The following is a 20,404-nucleotide window of genomic DNA, read 5'->3' as shown; positions in this document are numbered from 1 at the left end:
TACTTGCCTAGATTTTGCCATGATTTGCCCTAGTTTGGGCCCACCGCAATCTGCAGGGTTCCTCACTTCATGGCCGAAAGTCCATTGCGCATCCAATTTCCTGCAGAAGCGGCGATCCAGGCGCGGCCTCATCACGATTTTCATATTCCTTTTCTGCCGCGTTCCGCGCATCTGCGTCATCTGATCGCCATCGGACTGGCCGGCACCGCATCCTTCGGCCTGCTCGCCGCCGTGCTCTATCCGCTGCTGGCGCGTCACGAGATCGAACAGGCGGTACCTGTGCACACGGCCCAGCTGGCGCCGTCGCAACCGGCGATGCACAAGAGCACCCGACTGGCCGCGAAACAGCGTTTCGATGGCGCGCGCTTCGCGCAGGTGGCCGAAAAGCTTTCGAGCGGCGAAACCCGCATTTTCACCTATCACCGCACGACGCTGGTGTTTAAATCCGACGAGTCCGAAAGCGCGCGCAGCAGTGCCGGCACTATCAATGCCTCCTATGCCCGCGAACGCGCGGAAGAGGTCGCGTTCTCAGCGCCGTCGCTGTCGGATATCCGCCACGGGATCTATCCGCAGGCAACGCATTATGACGCCGTCCGTCGCTCGCGCTTCCCCGTTCGCGGCGTGCCACTGAACGTCAGCGTCTCGAGGGCGACAACCGGGGAGCCCGGCCGCGAATTCCGCCGGCTGGTATCCATGCCGAAGGACAAGCAGGATCTTCAGGATATCCTGGCATCCGCTGGCCTCAGCAGCGACGCCGGCGACGAGCTGCAGCGCGCGCTCGAAACCGATACGGTTTCCCCGGGCGACAGCCTGGAACTGCTGCTGGAGAAGAAGAGCCCCGCCTCTCGCCCGAAGCTGATCATGGCTCGCCTGAGCGGCGACAAGACACCGGAGCGGGTCGTCGCACGCGACGATGCCGACAGCTTCGTGCCGATGGCCAACGACCGGCTGTTTTCCGCGCTCTATAGCGAAAGCCAGGCCGACGCGCCGTCCTCTTCGGAAGTGGCCGCCGTCGATCTGAAGGATGTCGACGACAGCAACGAAGCGGCGGTCAGCGCCAAGCTCGAAAAGGCCGGACTGACCAAGGAATGCGCCTCGCAGCTCGTCAAGCTGGCAAAGGCCAAGGATATTTCGCTCACCAGCATCGAGGACGCGCCCGACAGTGTCGACCTGCTCTTCCGCAAAGCAGAGGATGGCCGGAGCGAGCTGATGTTCATCGAATTCCATGCCGATGGCGACACGCACCGCTTCTATCTGCATAAGAACGGCGGCGAAGGCCCCTCGGAATTCTACGACGAGGGCGGTCATTCGATCGCGAAATCGCTTGTCCATCGTCCCGTGCCGAACGGCACGCTGGGCGACGGCTTCGCCTGGCGCGTCCATCCCATTCTCGGGGTGAAGAAGTTCCACAACGGCGTCGATTTCCGCGCACCGATGGGCAGCCCGATCCAGGCCGCCGGCGACGGCATCGTCGAGAAGATTTCCTGGGAAACCGGCTACGGCAAATATGTCCGCATTCGCCACGACGGCGGCTATGAAACCACCTATGCCCATATTTCCGCCACGCCGTCGGACCTGCGCGTCGGCCAGCGCGTCACCCAAGGTCAGACCATCGCCTATGTCGGCTCGACGGGCTATTCCACCGGCCCGCACCTCTACTACGAACTGCGCGTCAACGGCCGCTATGAAAATCCGCTGACGGCGCAATTGCCGGCAGGCACGAACCTGACGGGCAAGTCGCTCGACAGCCTGCGCTCGCAGGTGAACCACGTCGAGAACATCATGAGCTATCTCGATGTTCCGGCGGCGCGCAACGCTCCGCCGCCACCCTTCGCCAGCTTTGGGCAAAGCCCAAACCTTGGCCCAAGTTTCGGCCCCAACCATTTCGGCGCACCCTCACGGTAAACTGGGCAGAAAACCAGACACACACTCTCTCGGATGTCCGATCCATGCGCGCGGCAATAGCGCCTCGCTGCCGAATGCGGTAACACTCTGCAGTACATGGCCATAGAGAAGACGTCGCCGCACGCTACGTGACGGGCAGACGAGATATTCATGCGGCGTCCGCAAGGAGCATAAGTTGGCAGGCAAGCCGTTGCCGGAACAGAAGGATACCGTGCCGAACGAAGGCAGACGCCCCCGTGCCGATGCGCGCCGCAACCGTGACAAGCTGATCGAGGTCGCTGCGCAAGCCTTTGCCAGCCACGGCACCGTCACCTCGCTCGAGGATATCGCCCGGCAGGCTGGTGTCGGGATCGGGACGCTCTATCGCCATTTCCCCAGCCGGGAGCATCTGGTCGAAGCCGTCTATCGCCACGAAGTCGAAGCGCTCTGCGATGCCGCCGGCGAGCTTTCGACGAAGCTCGCCCCCGACCAGGCCCTGGAGGAATGGATGCATCGCTTCGTCGGATATATCGCCACGAAGCGCGGCATGGCCGATAGCCTTCGCATCCTTCTCAACAGCAATTCCAAGCTCTTTGCCGATAGCTATGGCCGGGTGCCGGTGGCGCTCTCGGGCCTGATCGCACAGGCGGTCGCCGCAGGCTCCATCCGCACCGATGTCGACAGCACCGATGTGCTGCACGCGCTGTCGGGCACCTATTCCATGCCCAATTCGCCGGAATGGCACGATCGCGCCCGCCGCCTCGTGGGGCTGCTGATGGACGGGCTGCGCTGGGGAGCGCCGAAGACGGAATTGCGGTAAAGCCCTGACAATCGCCAGCCCGCTTCCTATATCCCTTTCCGAACGCAAATTGTTGGGCACCTCTGTCGCTGCGGTGGCTTTGCCCGACGCCTCACCCCAGGAGCCATCATGTCGGAAAAGCCAGTCAGGATCCCCGGTCCCGATCATCCCATCACGATCGAGGAGAAGCATGCGCATGTCACCGTTTCGGTCGCCGGCAAGACGATTGCCGACACGCATGAGGCGTTGGCTCTCAAGGAAGCATCCTACCCGGTCGTCATCTATGTCCCGCGCAAGGATATCGACATGTCGTTGCTGGAACGGACCAGTCACGAAACCTATTGTCCCTACAAGGGCGAATGCTCCTACTACAGCATCCCCGCCGGCGGCGAGCGCTCGGTGAACGCCATCTGGACCTACGAGAACCCCTATCCCTCGGTCAGCCAGATCAAGGAATACATGGCCTTCTATCCCGATCGCGTCGATTCCATCGACATCGTTACCTAAAGAGCCAGGCCACTTGAGGCGTCGAAGACGTAGACCTGCTCCGGGCTCACCGAGACGTTCAACGGCTGGCCATAGCGCACCGGCGCCTCGCCATCGACGACGGCCGTTACCTGTTCGCCGGCAAGGTCGAACAGCACATGCGTCTGCGCGCCGGTCGGCTCTACCAGCAGCGTCTGGCCGGTGAGCGGCGAACCGCCGCTGGCAAGGCTCAGATGTTCCGGCCGCAGGCCGATCTTCACGCTCTGGCCGGCCTTCACCTTGCGTTCGTCGGCGATCCGCACCGGCGTGCTGTCCTTCAGTCGTACGGCAGGGGCACCCTCGATGCCTTCCACTACGCCGTCGAGGAAATTCATGGCCGGCGAGCCGATGAAACCGGCGACGAAGAGATTGGCCGGCTTGCGGTAAAGCTCGATCGGCGTGCCCTGCTGTTCGATGCGGCCCTGATTCAGCACCACGATGCGATCGGCCAGCGTCATGGCCTCGATCTGGTCGTGGGTCACGTAGATCGAGGTGGTCTGCACCTTCTGATGCAGTGCCTTGATTTCGGAGCGCATCTGTACGCGCAGCTTCGCATCGAGATTGGAGAGCGGCTCGTCGAACAGGAAGACGGCCGGATTGCGCACGATGGCCCGGCCCATAGCGACGCGCTGGCGCTGACCGCCGGAAAGCTGCGCCGGTTTGCGGTCGAGCAGTTTTGTGAGATCGAGCATGCGCGCGGCTTCACTGACCCGCTGCTCGATGGTCTGCCTGGTCTCGCCCGAGAGCTTCAGGTTGAAGCCCATATTCTCGGCGACCGTCATGTGCGGATAAAGCGCATAGGACTGGAAGACCATGGCGATGTTGCGCTCGCGCGGCGTCATGGCGTTGACCACCTGCCCGCCGATCGAAACGTGGCCATCGGTGATTTCCTCGAGCCCTGCGATCATGCGCAACAGCGTGGACTTGCCGCAGCCCGAGGGACCGACCAGCGCTATGAACTCGCCGTCGTCAATCGCCAGCGAAATATCGTGGATGACCGTGAGCGCCCCATAGGCCTTGTGAATGTTGTGCAGTTCGACGGATGCCATATTGTTTGCTCCGATGAGGCTCAGGATTTCACTGCACCGGCGGTGAGGCCGGCAATGATGTGCTTCTGCGCCAGGAAGAAGACGATGATGGTGGGCAGGATGGTCAGCGTGATGAAGGCGAGCACCAGCTCCCATTCCGTGCCGAATTCGCCGCTATAGACCATCATGCCGAGCGGCCAGGGATAGATCGAATCCGAGTTCAGCATGATCAGCGGCAGGATGTAGCTGTTCCAGCTGCCGACGAAGGAAATGATGCTGACGGTCGCGATGATCGGCCGCGAGAGCGGCAGCGAGATATGCCAGAAGAAGCGGATATAGCCGCAACCGTCGACAAACGCCGCCTGGAACAATTCTTCCGGAAGGTTTCGAAAATAATTCCGGAACAGCAAGATGCTCATGCCGAGGCCGAAAGCCACCTGCGGCAGCACCACGCCCCAATAGGTATTGAGCAGGCCGAGATCGCGGATGCGGATGAAGAGCGGCAGGATAGCGGTCGCCGCCGGGAACATCAGGCCGATCAGAAAATAGTTCAGCAGGAAGTTCGAGCCGAAGAATTTCACATGCGCGAAGGCGAAGGCGGCCATGGCCGAGACCGACAGCGTCAGGAACACGGTCAGGACGGCGATGATCAGCGAATTCATCATCTGCCGCCAATAGCGGTCGCCGAACAGGATGCCGGTATAATTTTCGAAATGCCACTCGGCCGGCAGGCCGAACGGATTGGTGCGGAGATCGCCGAGCGTCTTGAAACCGCCGAGCGCGGTCGTCATAAGCGGGATCAGCACGATGGCGGCAATGATCGTCAGCGACACGTAGAGATAGATCTTCGTGCCGGTGGTCAGTCGAACGGATGAGGCCATATCAGTCATTGCGCATAAATATCCGTTTGTAGCCGAAGGCGAGGGTGACGCAGATCACGAACAGCACAACGCCGACGGCGCTGCCGAGGCCGACCTGCATGCGGGTGACGCCGAAATTGTAGAGGAAGGTCACCATCGTCTGAGTCGAGTTGAACGGGCCGCCGCCGGTAAGCGGCATGATCATGTCGAAAAGCTGCAGCGATCCCACGACGGCGAAGAAGACGGAGAGACGTAATGTCGAGCCGAGCAGCGGCAGCGTCACGTAGCGAAACTTCTGCCAGCCGGTGGCACCATCGATCTCGGCGGCCTCCAGCACGCTCTTGTCCAGGGATTGCATGCCGGCGATGAACAGCATCATGTGAAAGCCGAAATATTTCCACACGATCACGCCGAGTACGGCGTACATCGCCAGATCCTTGTCGGCGAGTACGTAAGGGGTCGCGGTGCCGAGAAAATGCGCGAGCGCCGCAAACAGACCGTAGTCGCCATCATAGACGAAGCGCCAGATGAGGCCTGCGGCCACTTCGGCCAGCACATAAGGTAGGAAGAAAATCAGACGGAAGAGCACGACGCCGCGAATGCGGTTTGCCAGCATGGTCGCCAGCCAGATGGCAAGCGGCACCTGGATAGCGATCGACACCAGGATGATGAGCGCATTGTTCTTCAGCGACGTCAGGAAGGCATCGTTCTTGAACAGAACCTGGAAATTGCGCAGGCCGACAAACTCCGTCGGCAAGCCGTAGCCGCTCCAGCGATAGAGGCTGTACCAGGCGGCCTCCCCCATCGGCAGGATGACGAAGATGGTGAAAAGCAGAACGGCGGGCGGCAGAAATAGCAGGATAACCGGCATGCGGCCGCGCGCGGCCGGCGATTTTCGCTTCGCGACAGGCTTCGCTCTTGCGACGGAGGGCATGGCGGTCGTGGCGCTGACATCGGTCATGGGCGGTCTCGACGATTGCAATTCAAGGAGAAACCGGCGCCGGCACAAGGGAGCGGCCGGCGCCGGATGCCGCTAGAGCTGGTCCTGCTCGAAGGCGTCCTGGACCTGCTGCGCGCCATCCTTCGGCGGAATCTGGCCGGAGACGATGCCGACGGAAATGTCGTTGACGACACGGCCGACGGACGGACCGAGATCCTGGTCGAAGAAGTTCTGGTGCCACGTCGAATGCGCCAGCTGATCGGCAGCGCCGCGCATCAGTGGCGACTTGATGCCATCCTGCGCACCGTCAGCGACGGGAATGATCAAGCCGGCCTGTGCGATGGTGCGCTCATTCTCGGCATTCGTCAGATAAGCGAGGAAATCGAGGGTCTCAGGCGGCGCCTTCTTTGTGACGGCCCAGCCGTTCAGACCGCCGAGCGTATCGGTCGGAGCGCCAGCGCCGCCAGTTACGGCCGGGAAAGCGAAGCGGCCGATATTGTCGTCCGCCAGGCCCTTGCCGTCGCCCGAATTGACGCGCTGGGTGGCGACCGTCGTCTCGAAGCTGAGGATCATTGCTGCCTTGCCGTCACCGAAGACGCCGAGCGTCTGCGGCCAGGTGGCGCCGAGATAGCCGGGCTGGAAGGGCTCGAGCTTGCCGAGTTCCGCAAGTTGTTCGCCAGCCTTGATGATGGCTGGGTCGTTGAAGCCCTTGCCCTTGCCGTTCTTGGCGTCGTTGAAGACCTGCTGACCGCCGTCGCGCATCACCAGATAGCTCCAGTAGAAATGGATCGGCCATTTTTCGCCGCCGCCGCCCGCGATCGGCACGATGCCGGCCGCCTTGATCTTCTTCACCGCAGCGAGATAGTCATCCCAGGTCTTGATGGCATCGGCGTCGACGGCGGCCTTGGCGAACAGCGCCTTGTTATAGAAGAAGGAAACAGTGCCCATCTGATAGGGCACGGCGCTGACCTTGCCGTCGAAAGTCAGGCCCTTGATCGCAGCCTGATTGTAGCTCTTCTTCCAGGCACCATCCTTTGCGTCCATTGCCTTGGTCAGATCGAGCAACGTGCCGGTCTGCTGCTGCTGCTTCAGCACGCCACCGCCCCAGCTATAGAACAAGTCCGGGGCATCCTTGGACTGCAAAAGGGTCGGCAGCTTGGCCTTGAATGCCTCGTTGGCCAGGAACTGCATCTCGATCTTCGTGCCCGGATGCTTGGCCTCATACTGATCGGCGATCTTGCGCCAGATGGCGACATAGGCCGGATTGGCCTCAAGATGCAGCCATTTGACGACGGTGTCGGCGGCAGCGCTCGTCACGCCGGCCAAAACGGTCAGCCCGGTCGTGGCGGCAATAGCGGCAATGCGAAGGGCCTTGGCCCCACGTAGATGGATCATGATTTTCTCCTCCCAAGGGAACCAAGAGCCTCAATATTTTTTCCCTTATGCGGAATAATTCAACGGAGCTTTGCCGAAATGTCAACCGCCATCGCTAATTTTTTGGCAGATTGGCACCAAAACGGCTTGACATTGGGCAACCACCATAGGTTATTTAATTCGCATTCCGATAAAAATACCAGGCCGCAGCCGAGCGGGTCCGTCTTTCGGCACCAATCTCATGAAAACAGCAGATCCCGAGCTTATGCGGGCGATAAACCGCTTCAATGTGCTGGATACGATCCGGCGGGCGGGCTCCATCGCACGTATCGAAATCAGCGACCGCACCCAGCTTTCGACCACGACAGTGTCGGCAATCACAGCTTCGCTGCTGGATGATGGGCTGATCCTGGCCCGCACCGAAGGCGACCTGCGCGAGGCGGCCACCCGCGGTCGGCCCCGCGTCATGCTGGAGCTCAATCCACGTGCCGCGCGCGTCGTCGGCGCGAAAATCGCCGCCAACCGCATGGTCTTCGTCGTGACAGATTTCTGCGGCGAGGTTCTTTCGACGCTGACGCTGGCGCTGCGCGTCGACCGGCAGCCGATCGGCGTCATTGCCGATCTCATCGAGGATGGTGTGCGCCGCTGTGTCGTCGATGCCAATCTCGCGCTGGACGAGATCGATTCCGTCTGTCTCGGCCTGCCCGGCGTCATCGAACATCGCACCGGCCATGTCCGCACCAGCCCGATCTTCCGCGAAAGCGGCGTCGATTTCGCCAAGGAAATGTCGGAGCGGCTGGGCGTCACCACCATCGTCGAAAGCGATGCGCATGCCATCACGCTCGCCCATCATTGGTTCGGCAAGGCGAGAGACCTCGACGACATGGTGCTGGTGTCGCTAGAGCAGACGCTGGGACTTGGTGTGTTGCATGGCGGCCAGCTTTTTCGCGGCGCCGGCGGCCTCAGCCACAATCTCGGCGATCTCACGCTCGGCATCGGCCCGCAGGGCACGGTCAGACTGGCGAGCCTTGCCGGCGAAAGCGCCATTCTCGGCGACCAGCCAAGCGGCCGCTTTGCCGAAGCCATTCGCCTTGGCCGGGGAATGGCGCACGCCAAGACGCTGATCGACGCCGAGGATAATGCGCTCATCGGCGCGGCCATCCGTGCCGGCGAAGCCTGTGGCATGGCGCTCGCCAATATCGTCACGCTGTTTGCTCCGCCGCGCGTCATTCTGGTGGGATCGAGCCTTGCGCTCGGTCAGCCCTTTCTCGACAGTCTGCGGGAGGCCTATTCGCTGGCCATTCCGCCGTCGATCAAAGGCGTGACCGAACTCGTTTTCGATCAGTCGACCGACGAGACCTGGGCACAGGGCGCCGCGGTCGTCGCGCTGCGCGAACTCTACGAATCGCCCTGGGGAACGACGGGACCGGCACCGGCCCTCTGATCCCCACAGCAATTCCAGGAAAAGTGTGCAGCGGTTTTCCGTCCGGAATTGCGTCGAACAATAGGATAGAGCGGCTCAGCGCTTACGTGAAACGCTGAGCCGCTCCAGGACAGCAAAGACAATTCATCTGGAGGAAATCTATGAACAAGGTCGGCATCGGCATTATCGGCTGCGGAAACATTTCCGGCGCCTATCTCACCGCCATGAAATCCTTTCCCATTCTCGACATCAAAGGCGTGGCCGACCTCAATCGAGAACTCGCCGAGGCGAAGGCCGCCGAATTCGGCCTGAAGGCGGTCGATATCGCCGCCTTGCTGGCTGATCCCTCAATCGAGATCATCGTCAACCTGACCATTCCAAAGGCGCATGTCGCCGTCGGACTGCAGGCGCTGGAAGCCGGCAAACATACCTATTCGGAAAAGCCGCTCGGCATCAATTTCGCCGAAGGCAAGAAGCTTGCGGATGCGGCAGCCGCCAAAGGCCTGCGCATCGGCGCAGCGCCCGATACCTTCCTTGGCGGCGGGCACCAGACGGCGCGCGCCATCATCGACGAAGGTGCGATCGGCATCCCGGTTGGCGGCACCGCCACCTTCATGTGCCCCGGCCATGAGCGCTGGCATCCGAATCCGGCTTTCTATTATGAAGTCGGCGGCGGCCCGATGCTCGATATGGGCCCCTATTACATCACCGATCTCGTCAATCTGCTCGGCCCCGTTTACCAGGTCGCAGGCTTTGCCGTCACGCCGCGCAAGGAGCGCATCATCACCAGCGAGCCGCGCAACGGCGAACACATCCCCGTCCATGTGCCGACGCATGTCGCCGGCGTGATGGCCTTCGCCAATGGCGCAGTCGTCCAGATCGGCATGAGCTTCGATGTCGCCGGCCACAAGCACGTGCCGCTCGAAGTCTACGGCACCGAAGGCACGCTGATCGTGCCCGATCCCAACCGCTTCGGCGGCCCGGTGGAGTTCCTGAAGAAGGGCGGCGAATTCGCCGAGCGCGAAATCACCGCGCCTTATGCCGATGGCAATTACCGCTCGCTCGGCGTCGCCGACATGGCGCACGCCATCCGCTCGAACCGTCCGCACCGCGCCAATGGCAGCCTGGCGCTGCATGTGCTCGAGGTCATGGAAGCTTTCCAGACCGCCTCCGAAACCGGACGCACGATCACCATCACGACGCAAACCGAACGTCCGGCCCCTCTGTCCGAATCCCTCGTGGATGGGCAGATCGGCCGCTAGAACGGTTCAGCTTTTCATGGAAACGCCGAACCGTTCCAGCTCTTTGTTTTCTCGCAATTCCGGACGGAAAACCGCTACGCACTTTTCCTGGAATTGCTCTAACCGCACAATTTCAGGAGGAATATCATGCGCGAAGCACTTATCGTCTGGGGCGGCTGGAGCGGCCACGAACCGCAGGAATGCGCCCATATCATCCGCGACATGCTGGAAGAGGACGGCTTCAAGGTCTACCTCGAAAACAGCACCGAGGCCTTCGCCGATCCCTCGATCCACGATCTCAGCCTGATCGTGCCGATCGTCACCATGTCGAAGATCGAGAAGGAAGAGGTGAAGAACCTCGCTGACGCGATCGAAAGCGGCGTCGGCATCGCTGGCTATCATGGCGGCGCGGGCGACAGCTTCCGCGAAAGCGTCGAGTATCAGTTCATCATCGGCGGCCAATGGGTTGCCCATCCCGGCAACATCATCGACTACAAGGTCAACATCACGCGCCCGGATGACCCGATCATGGAGGGAATCACCGACTTTCCCTACACGTCGGAGCAATATTACATGCATGTCGATCCGTCGAACGAGGTGCTGGCGACCACGACCTTCACCGGCGACCATGCCTACTGGATCGACGGCGTCGTCATGCCCGTCGCCTGGAAGCGCAAATACGGCAAGGGCCGCGTCTTCTATTCCTCCCTCGGCCACCAGGCCAAGGAATTCGCCGTTCCACAGATGAAGGCCATCTTCCGCCGCGGCGCCAACTGGGCAGCGCGGTGAAGACGAACATCTCGTGATCTGGCCGGCGCCTCGAGCTTAAGCGACGATAGGGCAACTCCTCTCGACAGAGGCTCTTGGGTGAATTTGCTCTTGCGGGAGTTCTGTGCCTGGCCCCTCACCCCAGCCCTCTCCCCGCAGGCGGGGAGAGGGAGCTCTGCAATGCAAAACGCTACCACTGGAAGTAGGCTGACTACCTTGCGCCGTCATCCCCTCGCCCCGCCTGCGGGGAGAGGGTTAGGGTGAGGGGCCAGGTGCGCAGCTACGGCAAAGCAGAACTCACCTGATCTTCACTCCTGCAATCGACGACAACTCAGCTCTTCTTGAGCTTCAGCTTCGCCTTCCCCTCATCCACCAGCTTCTGTGCGGCTTCGGCGACCGTGATCTTGCCGAAGGCAAGCTGGTCGGCGATAGGGCGTGCGACGTTCTGATCGAATTCTCCGGATCCCATCGGAGCCGGCGGCGGATAATCGCCCACCTGGTCCTTCAGCAGCTCGACATATTTTACCGTCAGCTGCTCCACCGGATTGAGTTGCGGCAGAAGCGCTTCGCGCACGGTCGGAGACATCGGCACGCCGCGCTCGACACCGAGGATCTTGCCGGCGTCGATATTGTTGACGAAGAAATCGATGAATTTCGCGGCTGCTTCGCCGTTCTTGCTGGTGGCGCCCACACTCCAGATCAGCGCGGGGCGGTAATAATGGCCGGATGGGCCATCCTTCTTCTCGCGCGGCAGCATGGTGATCCCCAGCTTGCTCTTGACCACAAGCTGGTAGCCCACGAGCTGGTTGGAATAGGCCATCCCCATGGCAGACTTGCCGAGCGCCAGGCAGTTGCTTTCGATGACGTTCTGATCGAGCGTCTGCACGTCGGGCGGCACGGTGCCGCCGCGTTTGCGCAGCTCTTCCCAATAGGAATACCATTCCTTGGCATCGTCGACACCAAAGCCAAGATTGCCTTCCTTGGTAAAGAGGCTCTTCCCGCGCTGGCGCATCCAAGCATCGAGCACGTAAACATAGCGTGCGCCATAAGGACCGCCCCAATAGGCGCGCTTGCCGGCTGCCTTGGTCATCTCGACGGCCAGATCGGCATATTCGGCCCAGGTCGTCGTCGGGCCGGGCGGGGTCAGGCCGGTTTTCTGGAAGATTTCTTCGTCATAGAAGAGCGAGAAGGAGTTCAGCCCGAGGCCAACGCCATAGAGCTTGCCGTCGATCGTCGTCAGCTTCAGCATGTCCTTGCCGAAGGCGTCGACCTTCAGGGTCGAAGGCACGAATTGATCGAGTGACATGCACGCGCCGCGCTGCGAATAGTCCGAAATCGTGCTCGGCTCGAGCTGGAAGACATCCGCTATGTTCTGGCTCGCCATTCCCGTTGCGAGCTTGGCCCAATAGCCGTCGCCGCTAATGCTTTCGCCGACAACGGAGATATCCGGGTTCTTGCTGTGGAACAACTCGGCAACCGCGACCGTGCGCTTGCCGCGATCGGGCGAGCCCCACCACATGGCCCTGAGCTGCGTCGCATCGGCAAAGGCCGGCATCGCTCCGCCTGCGAAGGCGAGACCCGCCGCGGCGCCAGTGGCTCCAATCATGAATGAACGGCGATCCATGCGCATGAGATTCCTCCTTCTCTTGCGTTGTCATCCACGGCGATCTCCCGACGCCTCTGCGGATGAAGTGAGGTGAAGATATGCAACTTCATTGCACTGTGCAATAAAAAATCTTTCTATTGCAAATTTGCGTAATTTTGCATAGCTTTTGCGATATGAACGATATTCGCTCCAAACGCATCAGACAGGCCGATATTGCCGCCGCCGCCGGCGTCTCCGTTTCGACGGTGTCGCGGGTTCTCACCAATGAGCCCGGCATCAGCGAGACGATCCGCCAGCACATCTTCAAGGTCGCAGGCGATCTCGGCTACCCGCTGAAGACAGCGGCAGAGACGACGACCGGCGGCCTGGCATTGATCGCCAGCGACAGCGTCACCGGGGGCTTGAGCGTTTTCTACGAAGGCATTCTGGAAGGCCTGCGCGCCGGGGCCGCCGAGCGCGGCATGCGTTTCGACATTCGCCTCGTCCGCGAGGCAAGGACCGAGCCGGAGCTGGTGAAGGAATATCTGCAGGCAGCCGGCGCCGAGGGCCTGTTCCTCGTCGGTATCGACCCCTCGGAGGAGCTATGCCGGTGGCTCGAAGCAAGCGGCACGCCCACCGTGCTCGTCAACGGCACCGACCCGAAGCTACGCTTCGACGGTGTTTCGCCCTCGAATTTCTTCGGCGCCTACAACGCCACCCAGCGCCTGCTCGATGCCGGCCATCGCCGTATCCTGCATCTGACCGGCTCGCACCGCCAGACGATCCGCGAGCGCATCCGCGGCTTCGAGGCGGCGATCGCCTCCGTCGAGGGTGCGGAACGCCGCATCGTGCCGATGAATTTTCGCGGCAGCTCCAGCCAGGAAGCCCATGATACGACCGCGGATATCCTCGCCGCAGGTGAAGGCTATACGGCCGCCTTCTGCATGAATGATTTCATCGCCGTCGGTGTGCTCGACGCCGTCACCGAAGCCGGCCTGCGTGTGCCCGAAGATTTCGCCATCGTCGGCTTCGACGACCTTCCCTGCGCCCTGATGACCAATCCCCGGCTGGCAACCATGCGCGTCGACCGCGCGGCGCTCGGCCGCGAAGCCATCGGCCTGATGATCGCACGTTTCCGCGATCGCGATGCGCCGGCCCGCCACATCTGCCACGGCGTTCCACCCATCGCCGGCGGCACGCTGCCACCCGAAACCTGAAGCCCAATCCCGCCGCGGAAACGATCGAGAAAGCCGAACCGATGATCTACGACCCCGCCAGCTCCAATCCGCTCGCCGGCAACCCGCTTGCCAACCGCGCTGACATGCGCCATGCGCTGACCGACCTGTTCGATCCGCTGCTGCCCTATTTTTCCGAAGGCAATGCCCGCGTCCGCATCGACGGCGCCGGGGCACATTTCGATCGGGCGGCCGCCGATCTCGAAGGCTTCGCCCGCCCGCTCTGGGGCCTTGCACCGCTCGGCGCCGGCGGCGGCGACTTCCGCCATTGGGCCCGCTACGCCGAAGGTCTCGCCAATGGCGTCGACCCCAAACATCCGGAATATTGGGGCACGGTGAACGGCCGTGACCAGCGCATGGTCGAGCTCGCAGCCCTCGGCTTCGCGCTTGCCCTCGTGCCGGAAAAGATCTGGGAGCCACTCGATCAGCGCGCGCGTGACAATCTCATCACCTATCTCAAGCACGCACGCACCTTCGATTATGCCGACAACAACTGGAAATTTTTCCGCATCTTCGTCGATATCGCGCTCGACCGGCTCGGCGCCTCCTTCGACCGCAGCTTGACGGAAAGATACCTGAACGAACTCGACGGTTTCTACATCGCCGACGGCTGGTATCGCGATGGCGATGTCCGGCGCATCGATCACTACATTCCCTTCGCCATGCATTTTTACGGGCTGATCTACTCCAAGCTCGTCAACGACGATCGTTCGGAGCGTTACCGCGAGCGTGCAATGTTGTTCGCGAGGGATTTCCGCCATTGGTTCGCATCCGATGGCGCCACGATCCCCTTCGGCCGCAGCCTGACCTACCGTTTCGCCTGTGCCGGCTTTTGGTCGGCGCTCGCCTTTGCCGATGTCGAGGCGCTGCCATGGGGCGAGATCAAGGGCCTCTGCCTCCGGCATCTGCGCTGGTGGGCCGACAAGCCGATTGCCCATCGCGACGGCACGCTACCGATCGGTTTTGCCTATCCCAATCTGCTGATGTCGGAAAACTACAATTCCGCCGGCTCGCCCTACTGGGCCTTCAAGGCCTTCCTGCCGCTGGCACTTCCCGAAACTCATCCGTTCTGGATGGCGGAGGAAAAATCGCTGGAGAATGAGCCGGCTATCATCCCGCAAAGACACCCCGGCATGGTGTTGATGCGCAGCAAGGCCGATGTCGCCGCGCTCTCCTCAGGCCAGGAAAACCAGCAGATGCGCTTCGGCGCGGAGAAATACTCGAAATTCGCCTATTCCGCCCGTTACGGTTTCAGCGTCGAAAGCGACGAGCGCATCTTTGCCGGCGCTGCCTTCGACAGCATGCTCGCCTTCAGCGACGACGGCCTGCACTACCGCGTGCGCGAAACCAACGAAGAAGCCAAGCTCGCCGGCGATACGCTCTATGCCAAGTGGTTGCCCTATCCGGATGTGACGGTGGAGACATGGCTCGTCCCTGCCGCACCCTGGCATATCCGCCTGCACCGGATCACCACGCCGCGGCCGCTGCAGACAGCGGAAGGCGGCTTCGCCATCGCAAGGCGCGACCTAGAGGCGGATACGCTGGTCTCTATCGCAGATGCAGCTTATGTCATCGGCGAAGAGGATTTTAGCGGCATTCTCGATCTTGGCTCGACGATCAAGCGCCAGGGCATCGCGCAGAAAGCGCCGCCAAACACCAACCTCATCGCCTCGAAGACGCTGGTACCGCAGCTGCGCGGCACCATTCCTGCAGGCGAGACCACTCTCGTCTCAGCCGTGCTTGCAGAGAAGGATACGTCCACCGTCGATCACGCCTGGACGAAACCACCTGCCCGCCCCGATATCGATGCCCTACGGGCCCTTGTCCAGAACAAGGGCATCACGGTCAGCGCCATCGAGGCGCCCGGTCGCCTGCCATGACGCAATTTGCCTCCGGCCGCCCGACCATCGCCCTTGCCATGCAGCCATCGCGCACGCAGCACGTCCTCCCGGAGGCGCTCATTCAGCGTCTCGACACCGTTGGGCATGTGCTCGATGCAGCACCGATGCAACGCTTCGATGACGAGCGTGCGGCGAAGCTCTTGGCGGAAACCGAAATCCTGATCACCGGCTGGGGCGCTCCGACGATCGACGCCGCAGCGCTGGCACTATCGCCGCATCTGAAACTGGTGGTCCACGCCGCCGGCACGGTGAAGGGGCTGCTCGGGGACAGCCTGTTCGATCGGGGCATATTGGTCAGCCATTCAGCACAGGCCAATGCCCTGCCGGTTGCCGAATTCACGCTTGCCGCCATCATCTTCGCCGGCAAGAAGGTCTTTCAGTTCCGCGATTTCTACGTTGCCGACCGCAATCGCGCGCGGACGCTGACGATGCAGGCCGAAGCCATCGGCAACTACCGCCGCACGGTGGGCATCATCGGCGCCTCTCGGATCGGCCGGCGGGTGATCGAGCTGCTGTCGCCCTTCGACTACCGCATCCTGCTCTTTGATCCCATGGTCGGCAACGCGGAAGCCGCCAAGCTGGGCGTCGAGAAAGCCGAGCTGGACGCCTTGATGGCATCGGCTGATATCGTCTCGCTGCATGCACCTTCCCTGCCCGCCACGCGGCACATGATCGACGCGCACCGCCTCTCGCTGATGAAGGAAGGTGCGACATTCATCAACACGGCGCGTGGCGCGCTGGTCGATGAAGAGGCCCTGATTGCCACACTGAAAACCGGCCGCATCGACGCGATCATCGACGTCACCGATCCGGAAATACCGGTGGCAGCATCGGCCTTCTATGATCTGCCGAATGTCTTCCTGACGCCGCATATCGCCGGCGCCGTCGGGCTGGAGCGGACCCGCCTCGGCGAGATGGCGGTCGACGAAGCCATCCGCTTCATCGAGGGCAAACCGCTGCTCTACGAGGTCCGCCGCGAGGACATGGCGCACATGGCATGACGCGACGCAGCAAATCCATGAAAACTCCCTGAAATCGCCCCATTTCGGCACAGGCGAACAACTCGTTTTTAATCATTCCGCGCTAGCAATCTCTTGAGCGCATGCCCCCAAAATTTCGGCTTCGAATTTTTGGCAGGGATCATGCGCCGACAAGGTTGTTGCTGTGTCCCTTGCGCGTTCAAAAGACGCACGGTGCAGTAATGAAGAGGTTCTAGTAATGCGTACCCGCGTCCTTTCCATTCTGGCCCTAATGCTGCTCGGCGTGCTGGCGGGTTGTGCGACCGCACCCCGCCATACCCGCAACATCTGCGCGATCTTCGACCAGCGCGATGGCTGGTTCAACAACTGGCAGCGGGCCGCCGACCGCACGCAGCGGAAGTACGGCGTGCCGGTACCGATCCTGATGGCGACGATCTACACGGAATCCGGCTTCCGACCGCGCGCTCGCCCGCCGAGACGCTACCTGCTCGGCTTCATTCCCTGGAAGCGCCCGACGACAGCCTACGGCTATTCGCAGGCACTCGACGGCACCTGGGACAAATACAAGCGCGAAACGGGTAATTGGGGTGCAAGCCGTACCGACTTCGCCGACGCCATCGACTTTGTCGGCTGGTATCACTACCAGACGCACCTGCAGACCGGCATTCCGCTGAACGATTCCTACGGTCTCTATCTTGCCTATTATTCGGGGCCCAAGGGCTATCTGCAGGGATCATGGCGCGGCAATTCGACCGCATTGGCCGGAGCCAAGCGCTTCAACGGCATGACGAGAATCTACGCGCAGCAGCTGCCGAGCTGCAGCTGATCTCGACACCCGGTTAAGATCGCCTCCGCGAGGATAAAGAGCCGCGGCCCTAGGGCCGTGGCTCCAACAAGTTCAAGCCGCCATCTTTACCCCAGATATCGGCGATCGATACCTGCTGGCCGCTGCGGCTGCTCTGAAGCGCGGCTATGCCGCAGAGAACCGACATCGCCCCCGCCCGCGAGCCGGCGCGCTGCTTGAGCTCGTCGTTTGGTCCCGAGCGCAGCAGCATGTTGCGCAGCCGGTCGTCGCCGCCATAGTGCCCACCGGAGGAATGCGGCACCCAAATGCGCTCGACATCGCCGAAATTCTTCATCACGACGATTTCGTCGGCCGGCGGCGTCGTCCAGTTCTGCTTCTCGTATTGCCTGAGCTCGATGCGGCCCTTGTGGCCGTTGAAGGCGATGTGGTGCCCCTCGATCGGCATATAGGTATTCAGGGAATAGGAGACATTGACGCCGCTGCGATAGCGGATGGAGGCGACCATCGTATCGGGGATATCGATATCCTCCCGGAAAACACAGGCATCGCGTACATAGCCGTCGACGGTGGAAGGCTCCTCATAGAGGCTTTCCAGCAGCGGCGTGGCGCTGATGTCGAGATAATAGTCGCACTCATCCTTGTACCTACAGCTGCGACAGCGCTCGCCGCGGAATGGGCCTTTGCGGCCGTAATGCTTGAGATCGGCAAAGGCGGCGACCGTTTCCGGATCGGAATCCAGATACCAGTTCAAAAGATCGAAATGATGCGTCGCCTTATGAACGAAGAGGCTGCCGGAATTTTCCGTGAAGGCATGCCAGCGGCGGAAGTAATCGGCGCCGTGGCTGGTGTCGAGATACCAATGGAAGTCGACGGACGTAACGTCGCCGATGACGCCCGAATTGATCAGCTCCTTGATCTTCGCCGAGGTCGGCGCAAAGCGATAGTTGAAGGAAATATCCAGCCGCTTGCCGGTGCGGGCCTCGGCGTTGAGAATGCGTTTGATCTTGTCGACGGTCGTCGTCATCGGCTTCTCGCTGATGACGTTGGCGCCCGCCTCCATCGCCTTGACGATCAGATCGTCATGCGTTGAATCGCGGGTGCAGACGATGACGAGATCCGGTTTTTCCGCCCGCAGCAGCTCGTCGAAATCCGTATAGACCGGCACCGATGCGCCGATATACGCTAACGCCCGCTTCGCACGCATGGCATTGAGATCGCAGACGGCGACAAGCTCGACCTCGTCGCTCCAGCCCTCGACCAGCTCCTTGCCCCACATGGTCGCCCCACGATTGCCGGTGCCGACCAGAACATAGCGTTTCTTCGATGACGACTGCATGTCTCTCCTCCAGAGTCTGCAAATGACGATGTAAGGCCTCGTGGGCCGGAATTTATTTCGGCAAAAGCCCCTCACCCCAACCCTCTCCCCGCTTGCGGGGAGAGGGGGCTCTTCCACCAATCAGCACCGATGCGGGGTCGTTAGCTCGAATTTTCTCCGTCGTCCCCTCTCCCCGCGAGCGGGGAGAGGGCTAGGGTGAGGAGCAAGGCAGGAAATCTACGCCGCCAATGATGCCTCCATCGCCTTCCAGTCCGGCGCAACCGACGAACCAAGACCGACAGCGCCGATGACGGAGCCGATAGCGAGCTGTCCGGCCTCGATCCGCAGCCGCGTGCGGCCGTTGCTGACGCGGTAGAGATCGGAATGCGCCTCGGCGAAAGCCGCCTGCTCCGCCTCCGGCGCTCCGGCCATGCCGTCGACATAGTGATGGCCGTTGCGCTCGATATGCGTCATGCCGATCAGCGATGCCAGCGCCAGATCCTGCTGCACGGCAAGACCGCCCTGCGTCGTCAGATCCTCCGCCGACATGAAATAGGGGATGCCGTCCTCAGCACTCCATTTGGCGACACGCGCCCGGTTCAATAGCGAGCGATAGAAACCCTTGCAGGATTTCGAGGAGATGCCGGTATAACCGAGCGCCCTCGCCGTAACGAAAGCATCGATGTCTGCATCGGATTCGTCGATCTCCACTGGCTTGAAGGCGGCAAGTGCCTTCACCGGCTTTTCGAAGGCATGGGCGCGGGCAATCGGCTGCTCGACGAACAGGATCGAGGAAGCGAAACGCGCCAGCCTGGGCTCCTCCTTCACGCGGGTCAGCAAGTCGGCGACCGCTTCTGCAGACGAAAACTGTTCGTTGCCGTCAAGCGTCACGGAATAGGTAGGCACCTTGGCATCGATGACAGCAGCGACGCGGCAGAGACGATCGATATCGGCATCGGGAGCGCCGGAAACCTTGACCTTGAAGAAGGTCAGGCCATAGGCGTCGATCGCCTCCTCGAAACTCTCCGGCAGGCCGTCATTCAGACGCTCACTCGCCTGGATATCGCCAGGCACGATGGCATCGACCAGACCGACAGTGTGGCGGGCGGCAAGGCTCGCCGCCGGCTGCAATGTCGACAGGAAACCAGAGAGATCGAAGCCTGAGAGATCGCGTGCCGTGGATGCATCAATACCCGGACGGTTCTCCTTGATCGCCTGCGTAACCGTCAGCCCTTCAAGCCGGCAAAGCGCGTCGAGGATGGCCCGGTTGGCAAGTGCCAAGCCGAAGGAGGCGACAAGCCCATTCAGCTTCTCAGCCGCTGCCCGAGCATGATGCGATGCTTCAACGGCCGCGTGCAGGCCGAAAGCTGTTCCCGCCCCTGCACTCTTTAGCGCATCGAGCGCCAGTGCCAGCGAACGGCGAAGCTGGTTTTCATTGTCGGCATTGGAAAGCGCAGGCGATTTGTCGAACCATTTCGGCACCATCAGTTCGGCCGCCATCCCCTCGACCGAGCGTCCAAACGTATCCTCGATACGCACACGCAGAAAAGCCTGCCGCGCCTCCCGCAAGGTCGCCGCTCCGAAGCGGAAGGGAAGCCGCAGCTTGACCGGGCGCTCGAATGCTTCGGCCTCGACAAGCCTGATTTTCAATGGATCGGTCATGATGCTAGTCGGCTCCCGTGATTGTCAGGTAAGTCTGTTTGCATAGGGGTCAATGTACATGGCCCCTCACCCCAACCCT

Annotated in this window: 17 protein-coding genes; 10 read left to right on the top strand and 7 right to left on the bottom strand. The window is 61.6% G+C overall.

The features are described from left to right. The first annotated feature begins 69 nt into the window (after positions 1-69). The 3 genes from GA0061102_RS13465 to GA0061102_RS13455 all read left to right on the top strand — a co-directional run bounded on the left by GA0061102_RS13465 (position 70) and on the right by GA0061102_RS13455 (position 3,190). Entirely contained in the window at positions 70-1,905 is a 1,836-nt protein-coding gene (locus tag GA0061102_RS13465) for a M23 family metallopeptidase (protein WP_092848200.1), read from the top strand. A gap of 175 nt (positions 1,906-2,080) precedes the next feature. Continuing rightward, entirely contained in the window at positions 2,081-2,704 is a 624-nt protein-coding gene (locus tag GA0061102_RS13460) for a TetR/AcrR family transcriptional regulator (protein WP_092848198.1), read from the top strand. Positions 2,705-2,812: 108 nt separating this feature from the next. Further along, positions 2,813-3,190 (top strand): DUF427 domain-containing protein, encoded by a 378-nt coding sequence (locus GA0061102_RS13455; RefSeq protein ID WP_092848195.1) that lies wholly within the window; start codon positions 2,813-2,815, stop codon positions 3,188-3,190. On the opposite strand, the gene GA0061102_RS13450 is transcribed toward GA0061102_RS13455, so the two are convergent. From GA0061102_RS13450 to GA0061102_RS13435, 4 genes are all read right to left on the bottom strand, one after another. Beyond that, positions 3,187-4,257, bottom strand: a complete 1,071-nt coding sequence (locus GA0061102_RS13450) for an ABC transporter ATP-binding protein (RefSeq protein ID WP_092848193.1) — start codon at positions 4,255-4,257, stop codon at positions 3,187-3,189. The genes GA0061102_RS13455 and GA0061102_RS13450 overlap by 4 nt on opposite strands. A 20-nt stretch (positions 4,258-4,277) precedes the next feature. Next, on the bottom strand, positions 4,278-5,126 hold the full coding sequence (locus GA0061102_RS13445; protein ID WP_092848190.1) for a carbohydrate ABC transporter permease: 849 nt from the start codon (positions 5,124-5,126) through the stop codon (positions 4,278-4,280). Then, positions 5,119-6,057: a carbohydrate ABC transporter permease gene (locus tag GA0061102_RS13440; protein ID WP_092848187.1), complete on the bottom strand. Its 939-nt coding sequence runs from the start codon at positions 6,055-6,057 to the stop codon at positions 5,119-5,121. Before GA0061102_RS13440 ends, GA0061102_RS13445 begins: the two co-directional genes overlap by 8 nt. 72 nt (positions 6,058-6,129) lie before the next feature. Next, the gene (locus GA0061102_RS13435) at positions 6,130-7,431 is read right to left on the bottom strand and encodes an ABC transporter substrate-binding protein (RefSeq protein WP_092848184.1); all 1,302 of its coding nucleotides are present in this window, start codon (positions 7,429-7,431) and stop codon (positions 6,130-6,132) included. A 220-nt stretch (positions 7,432-7,651) separates the two neighbouring features. On the opposite strand from GA0061102_RS13435, the gene GA0061102_RS13430 reads away from it, so the two are divergent. The 3 genes from GA0061102_RS13430 to GA0061102_RS13420 all read left to right on the top strand — a co-directional run bounded on the left by GA0061102_RS13430 (position 7,652) and on the right by GA0061102_RS13420 (position 10,863). Further along, positions 7,652-8,854: an ROK family transcriptional regulator gene (locus GA0061102_RS13430; RefSeq protein WP_092848180.1), complete on the top strand. Its 1,203-nt coding sequence runs from the start codon at positions 7,652-7,654 to the stop codon at positions 8,852-8,854. A gap of 140 nt (positions 8,855-8,994) precedes the next feature. After that, on the top strand, positions 8,995-10,095 hold the full coding sequence (locus tag GA0061102_RS13425) for a Gfo/Idh/MocA family protein (protein ID WP_092848169.1): 1,101 nt from the start codon (positions 8,995-8,997) through the stop codon (positions 10,093-10,095). Between the two features lie 126 nt (positions 10,096-10,221). After that, positions 10,222-10,863 (top strand): ThuA domain-containing protein, encoded by a 642-nt coding sequence (locus GA0061102_RS13420; protein ID WP_092848166.1) that lies wholly within the window; start codon positions 10,222-10,224, stop codon positions 10,861-10,863. A gap of 310 nt (positions 10,864-11,173) precedes the next feature. Here the strand turns inward: GA0061102_RS13420 and GA0061102_RS13415 are convergent, their stop codons facing one another. Then, entirely contained in the window at positions 11,174-12,472 is a 1,299-nt protein-coding gene (locus GA0061102_RS13415; protein ID WP_092848163.1) for an ABC transporter substrate-binding protein, read from the bottom strand. A 149-nt stretch (positions 12,473-12,621) separates the two neighbouring features. Here GA0061102_RS13415 and GA0061102_RS13410 point away from each other — a divergent pair, with 149 nt between their 5' ends. From GA0061102_RS13410 to GA0061102_RS13395, 4 genes are all read left to right on the top strand, one after another. Next, positions 12,622-13,644 (top strand): LacI family DNA-binding transcriptional regulator, encoded by a 1,023-nt coding sequence (locus tag GA0061102_RS13410; protein ID WP_092848158.1) that lies wholly within the window; start codon positions 12,622-12,624, stop codon positions 13,642-13,644. 41 nt (positions 13,645-13,685) lie between these two features. Beyond that, positions 13,686-15,542 (top strand): DUF2264 domain-containing protein, encoded by a 1,857-nt coding sequence (locus GA0061102_RS13405; protein ID WP_092848148.1) that lies wholly within the window; start codon positions 13,686-13,688, stop codon positions 15,540-15,542. Next, on the top strand, positions 15,539-16,564 hold the full coding sequence (locus tag GA0061102_RS13400; protein WP_092848146.1) for a hydroxyacid dehydrogenase: 1,026 nt from the start codon (positions 15,539-15,541) through the stop codon (positions 16,562-16,564). Before GA0061102_RS13405 ends, GA0061102_RS13400 begins: the two co-directional genes overlap by 4 nt. Positions 16,565-16,781: 217 nt before the next feature. Then, entirely contained in the window at positions 16,782-17,369 is a 588-nt protein-coding gene (locus GA0061102_RS13395) for a transglycosylase SLT domain-containing protein (protein ID WP_092848143.1), read from the top strand. Between the two features lie 49 nt (positions 17,370-17,418). On the opposite strand, the gene GA0061102_RS13390 is transcribed toward GA0061102_RS13395, so the two are convergent. Together GA0061102_RS13390 and GA0061102_RS13385 are read right to left on the bottom strand one after the other, a co-directional pair. After that, positions 17,419-18,684: a Gfo/Idh/MocA family protein gene (locus GA0061102_RS13390; RefSeq protein WP_092848140.1), complete on the bottom strand. Its 1,266-nt coding sequence runs from the start codon at positions 18,682-18,684 to the stop codon at positions 17,419-17,421. 216 nt (positions 18,685-18,900) lie between these two features. Continuing rightward, positions 18,901-20,325 (bottom strand): enolase-like domain-containing protein, encoded by a 1,425-nt coding sequence (locus GA0061102_RS13385; RefSeq protein WP_092848132.1) that lies wholly within the window; start codon positions 20,323-20,325, stop codon positions 18,901-18,903. Positions 20,326-20,404 lie beyond the last annotated feature (79 nt).

It is taken from the genome of Martinezella miluonensis, from assembly GCF_900094545.1.
Taxonomy (GTDB): Bacteria; Pseudomonadota; Alphaproteobacteria; order Rhizobiales; family Rhizobiaceae; genus Rhizobium; species Rhizobium miluonense.
The sequence above is the reverse complement of the archived record's forward strand: the minus strand, read 5'-3'. Positions and strand labels throughout refer to the sequence as shown.

Bases quoted from the DNA above. Each gene is read 5' to 3' on its own strand.
- GA0061102_RS13465 (WP_092848200.1), top strand. From the start codon at position 70: ATGGCCGAAAGTCCATTGCGCATCCAATTTCCTGCAGAAGCGGCGATC.
- GA0061102_RS13455 (WP_092848195.1), top strand. From the start codon at position 2,813: ATGTCGGAAAAGCCAGTCAGGATCCCCGGTCCCGATCATCCCATCACG.
- GA0061102_RS13450 (WP_092848193.1), bottom strand. From the start codon at position 4,257: ATGGCATCCGTCGAACTGCACAACATTCACAAGGCCTATGGGGCGCTC.
- GA0061102_RS13445 (WP_092848190.1), bottom strand. From the start codon at position 5,126: ATGACTGATATGGCCTCATCCGTTCGACTGACCACCGGCACGAAGATC.
- GA0061102_RS13440 (WP_092848187.1), bottom strand. From the start codon at position 6,057: ATGACCGATGTCAGCGCCACGACCGCCATGCCCTCCGTCGCAAGAGCG.
- GA0061102_RS13435 (WP_092848184.1), bottom strand. From the start codon at position 7,431: ATGATCCATCTACGTGGGGCCAAGGCCCTTCGCATTGCCGCTATTGCC.
- GA0061102_RS13430 (WP_092848180.1), top strand. From the start codon at position 7,652: ATGAAAACAGCAGATCCCGAGCTTATGCGGGCGATAAACCGCTTCAAT.
- GA0061102_RS13425 (WP_092848169.1), top strand. From the start codon at position 8,995: ATGAACAAGGTCGGCATCGGCATTATCGGCTGCGGAAACATTTCCGGC.
- GA0061102_RS13420 (WP_092848166.1), top strand. From the start codon at position 10,222: ATGCGCGAAGCACTTATCGTCTGGGGCGGCTGGAGCGGCCACGAACCG.
- GA0061102_RS13415 (WP_092848163.1), bottom strand. From the start codon at position 12,472: ATGCGCATGGATCGCCGTTCATTCATGATTGGAGCCACTGGCGCCGCG.
- GA0061102_RS13410 (WP_092848158.1), top strand. From the start codon at position 12,622: ATGAACGATATTCGCTCCAAACGCATCAGACAGGCCGATATTGCCGCC.
- GA0061102_RS13405 (WP_092848148.1), top strand. From the start codon at position 13,686: ATGATCTACGACCCCGCCAGCTCCAATCCGCTCGCCGGCAACCCGCTT.
- GA0061102_RS13400 (WP_092848146.1), top strand. From the start codon at position 15,539: ATGACGCAATTTGCCTCCGGCCGCCCGACCATCGCCCTTGCCATGCAG.
- GA0061102_RS13395 (WP_092848143.1), top strand. From the start codon at position 16,782: ATGCGTACCCGCGTCCTTTCCATTCTGGCCCTAATGCTGCTCGGCGTG.
- GA0061102_RS13390 (WP_092848140.1), bottom strand. From the start codon at position 18,684: ATGCAGTCGTCATCGAAGAAACGCTATGTTCTGGTCGGCACCGGCAAT.
- GA0061102_RS13385 (WP_092848132.1), bottom strand. From the start codon at position 20,325: ATGACCGATCCATTGAAAATCAGGCTTGTCGAGGCCGAAGCATTCGAG.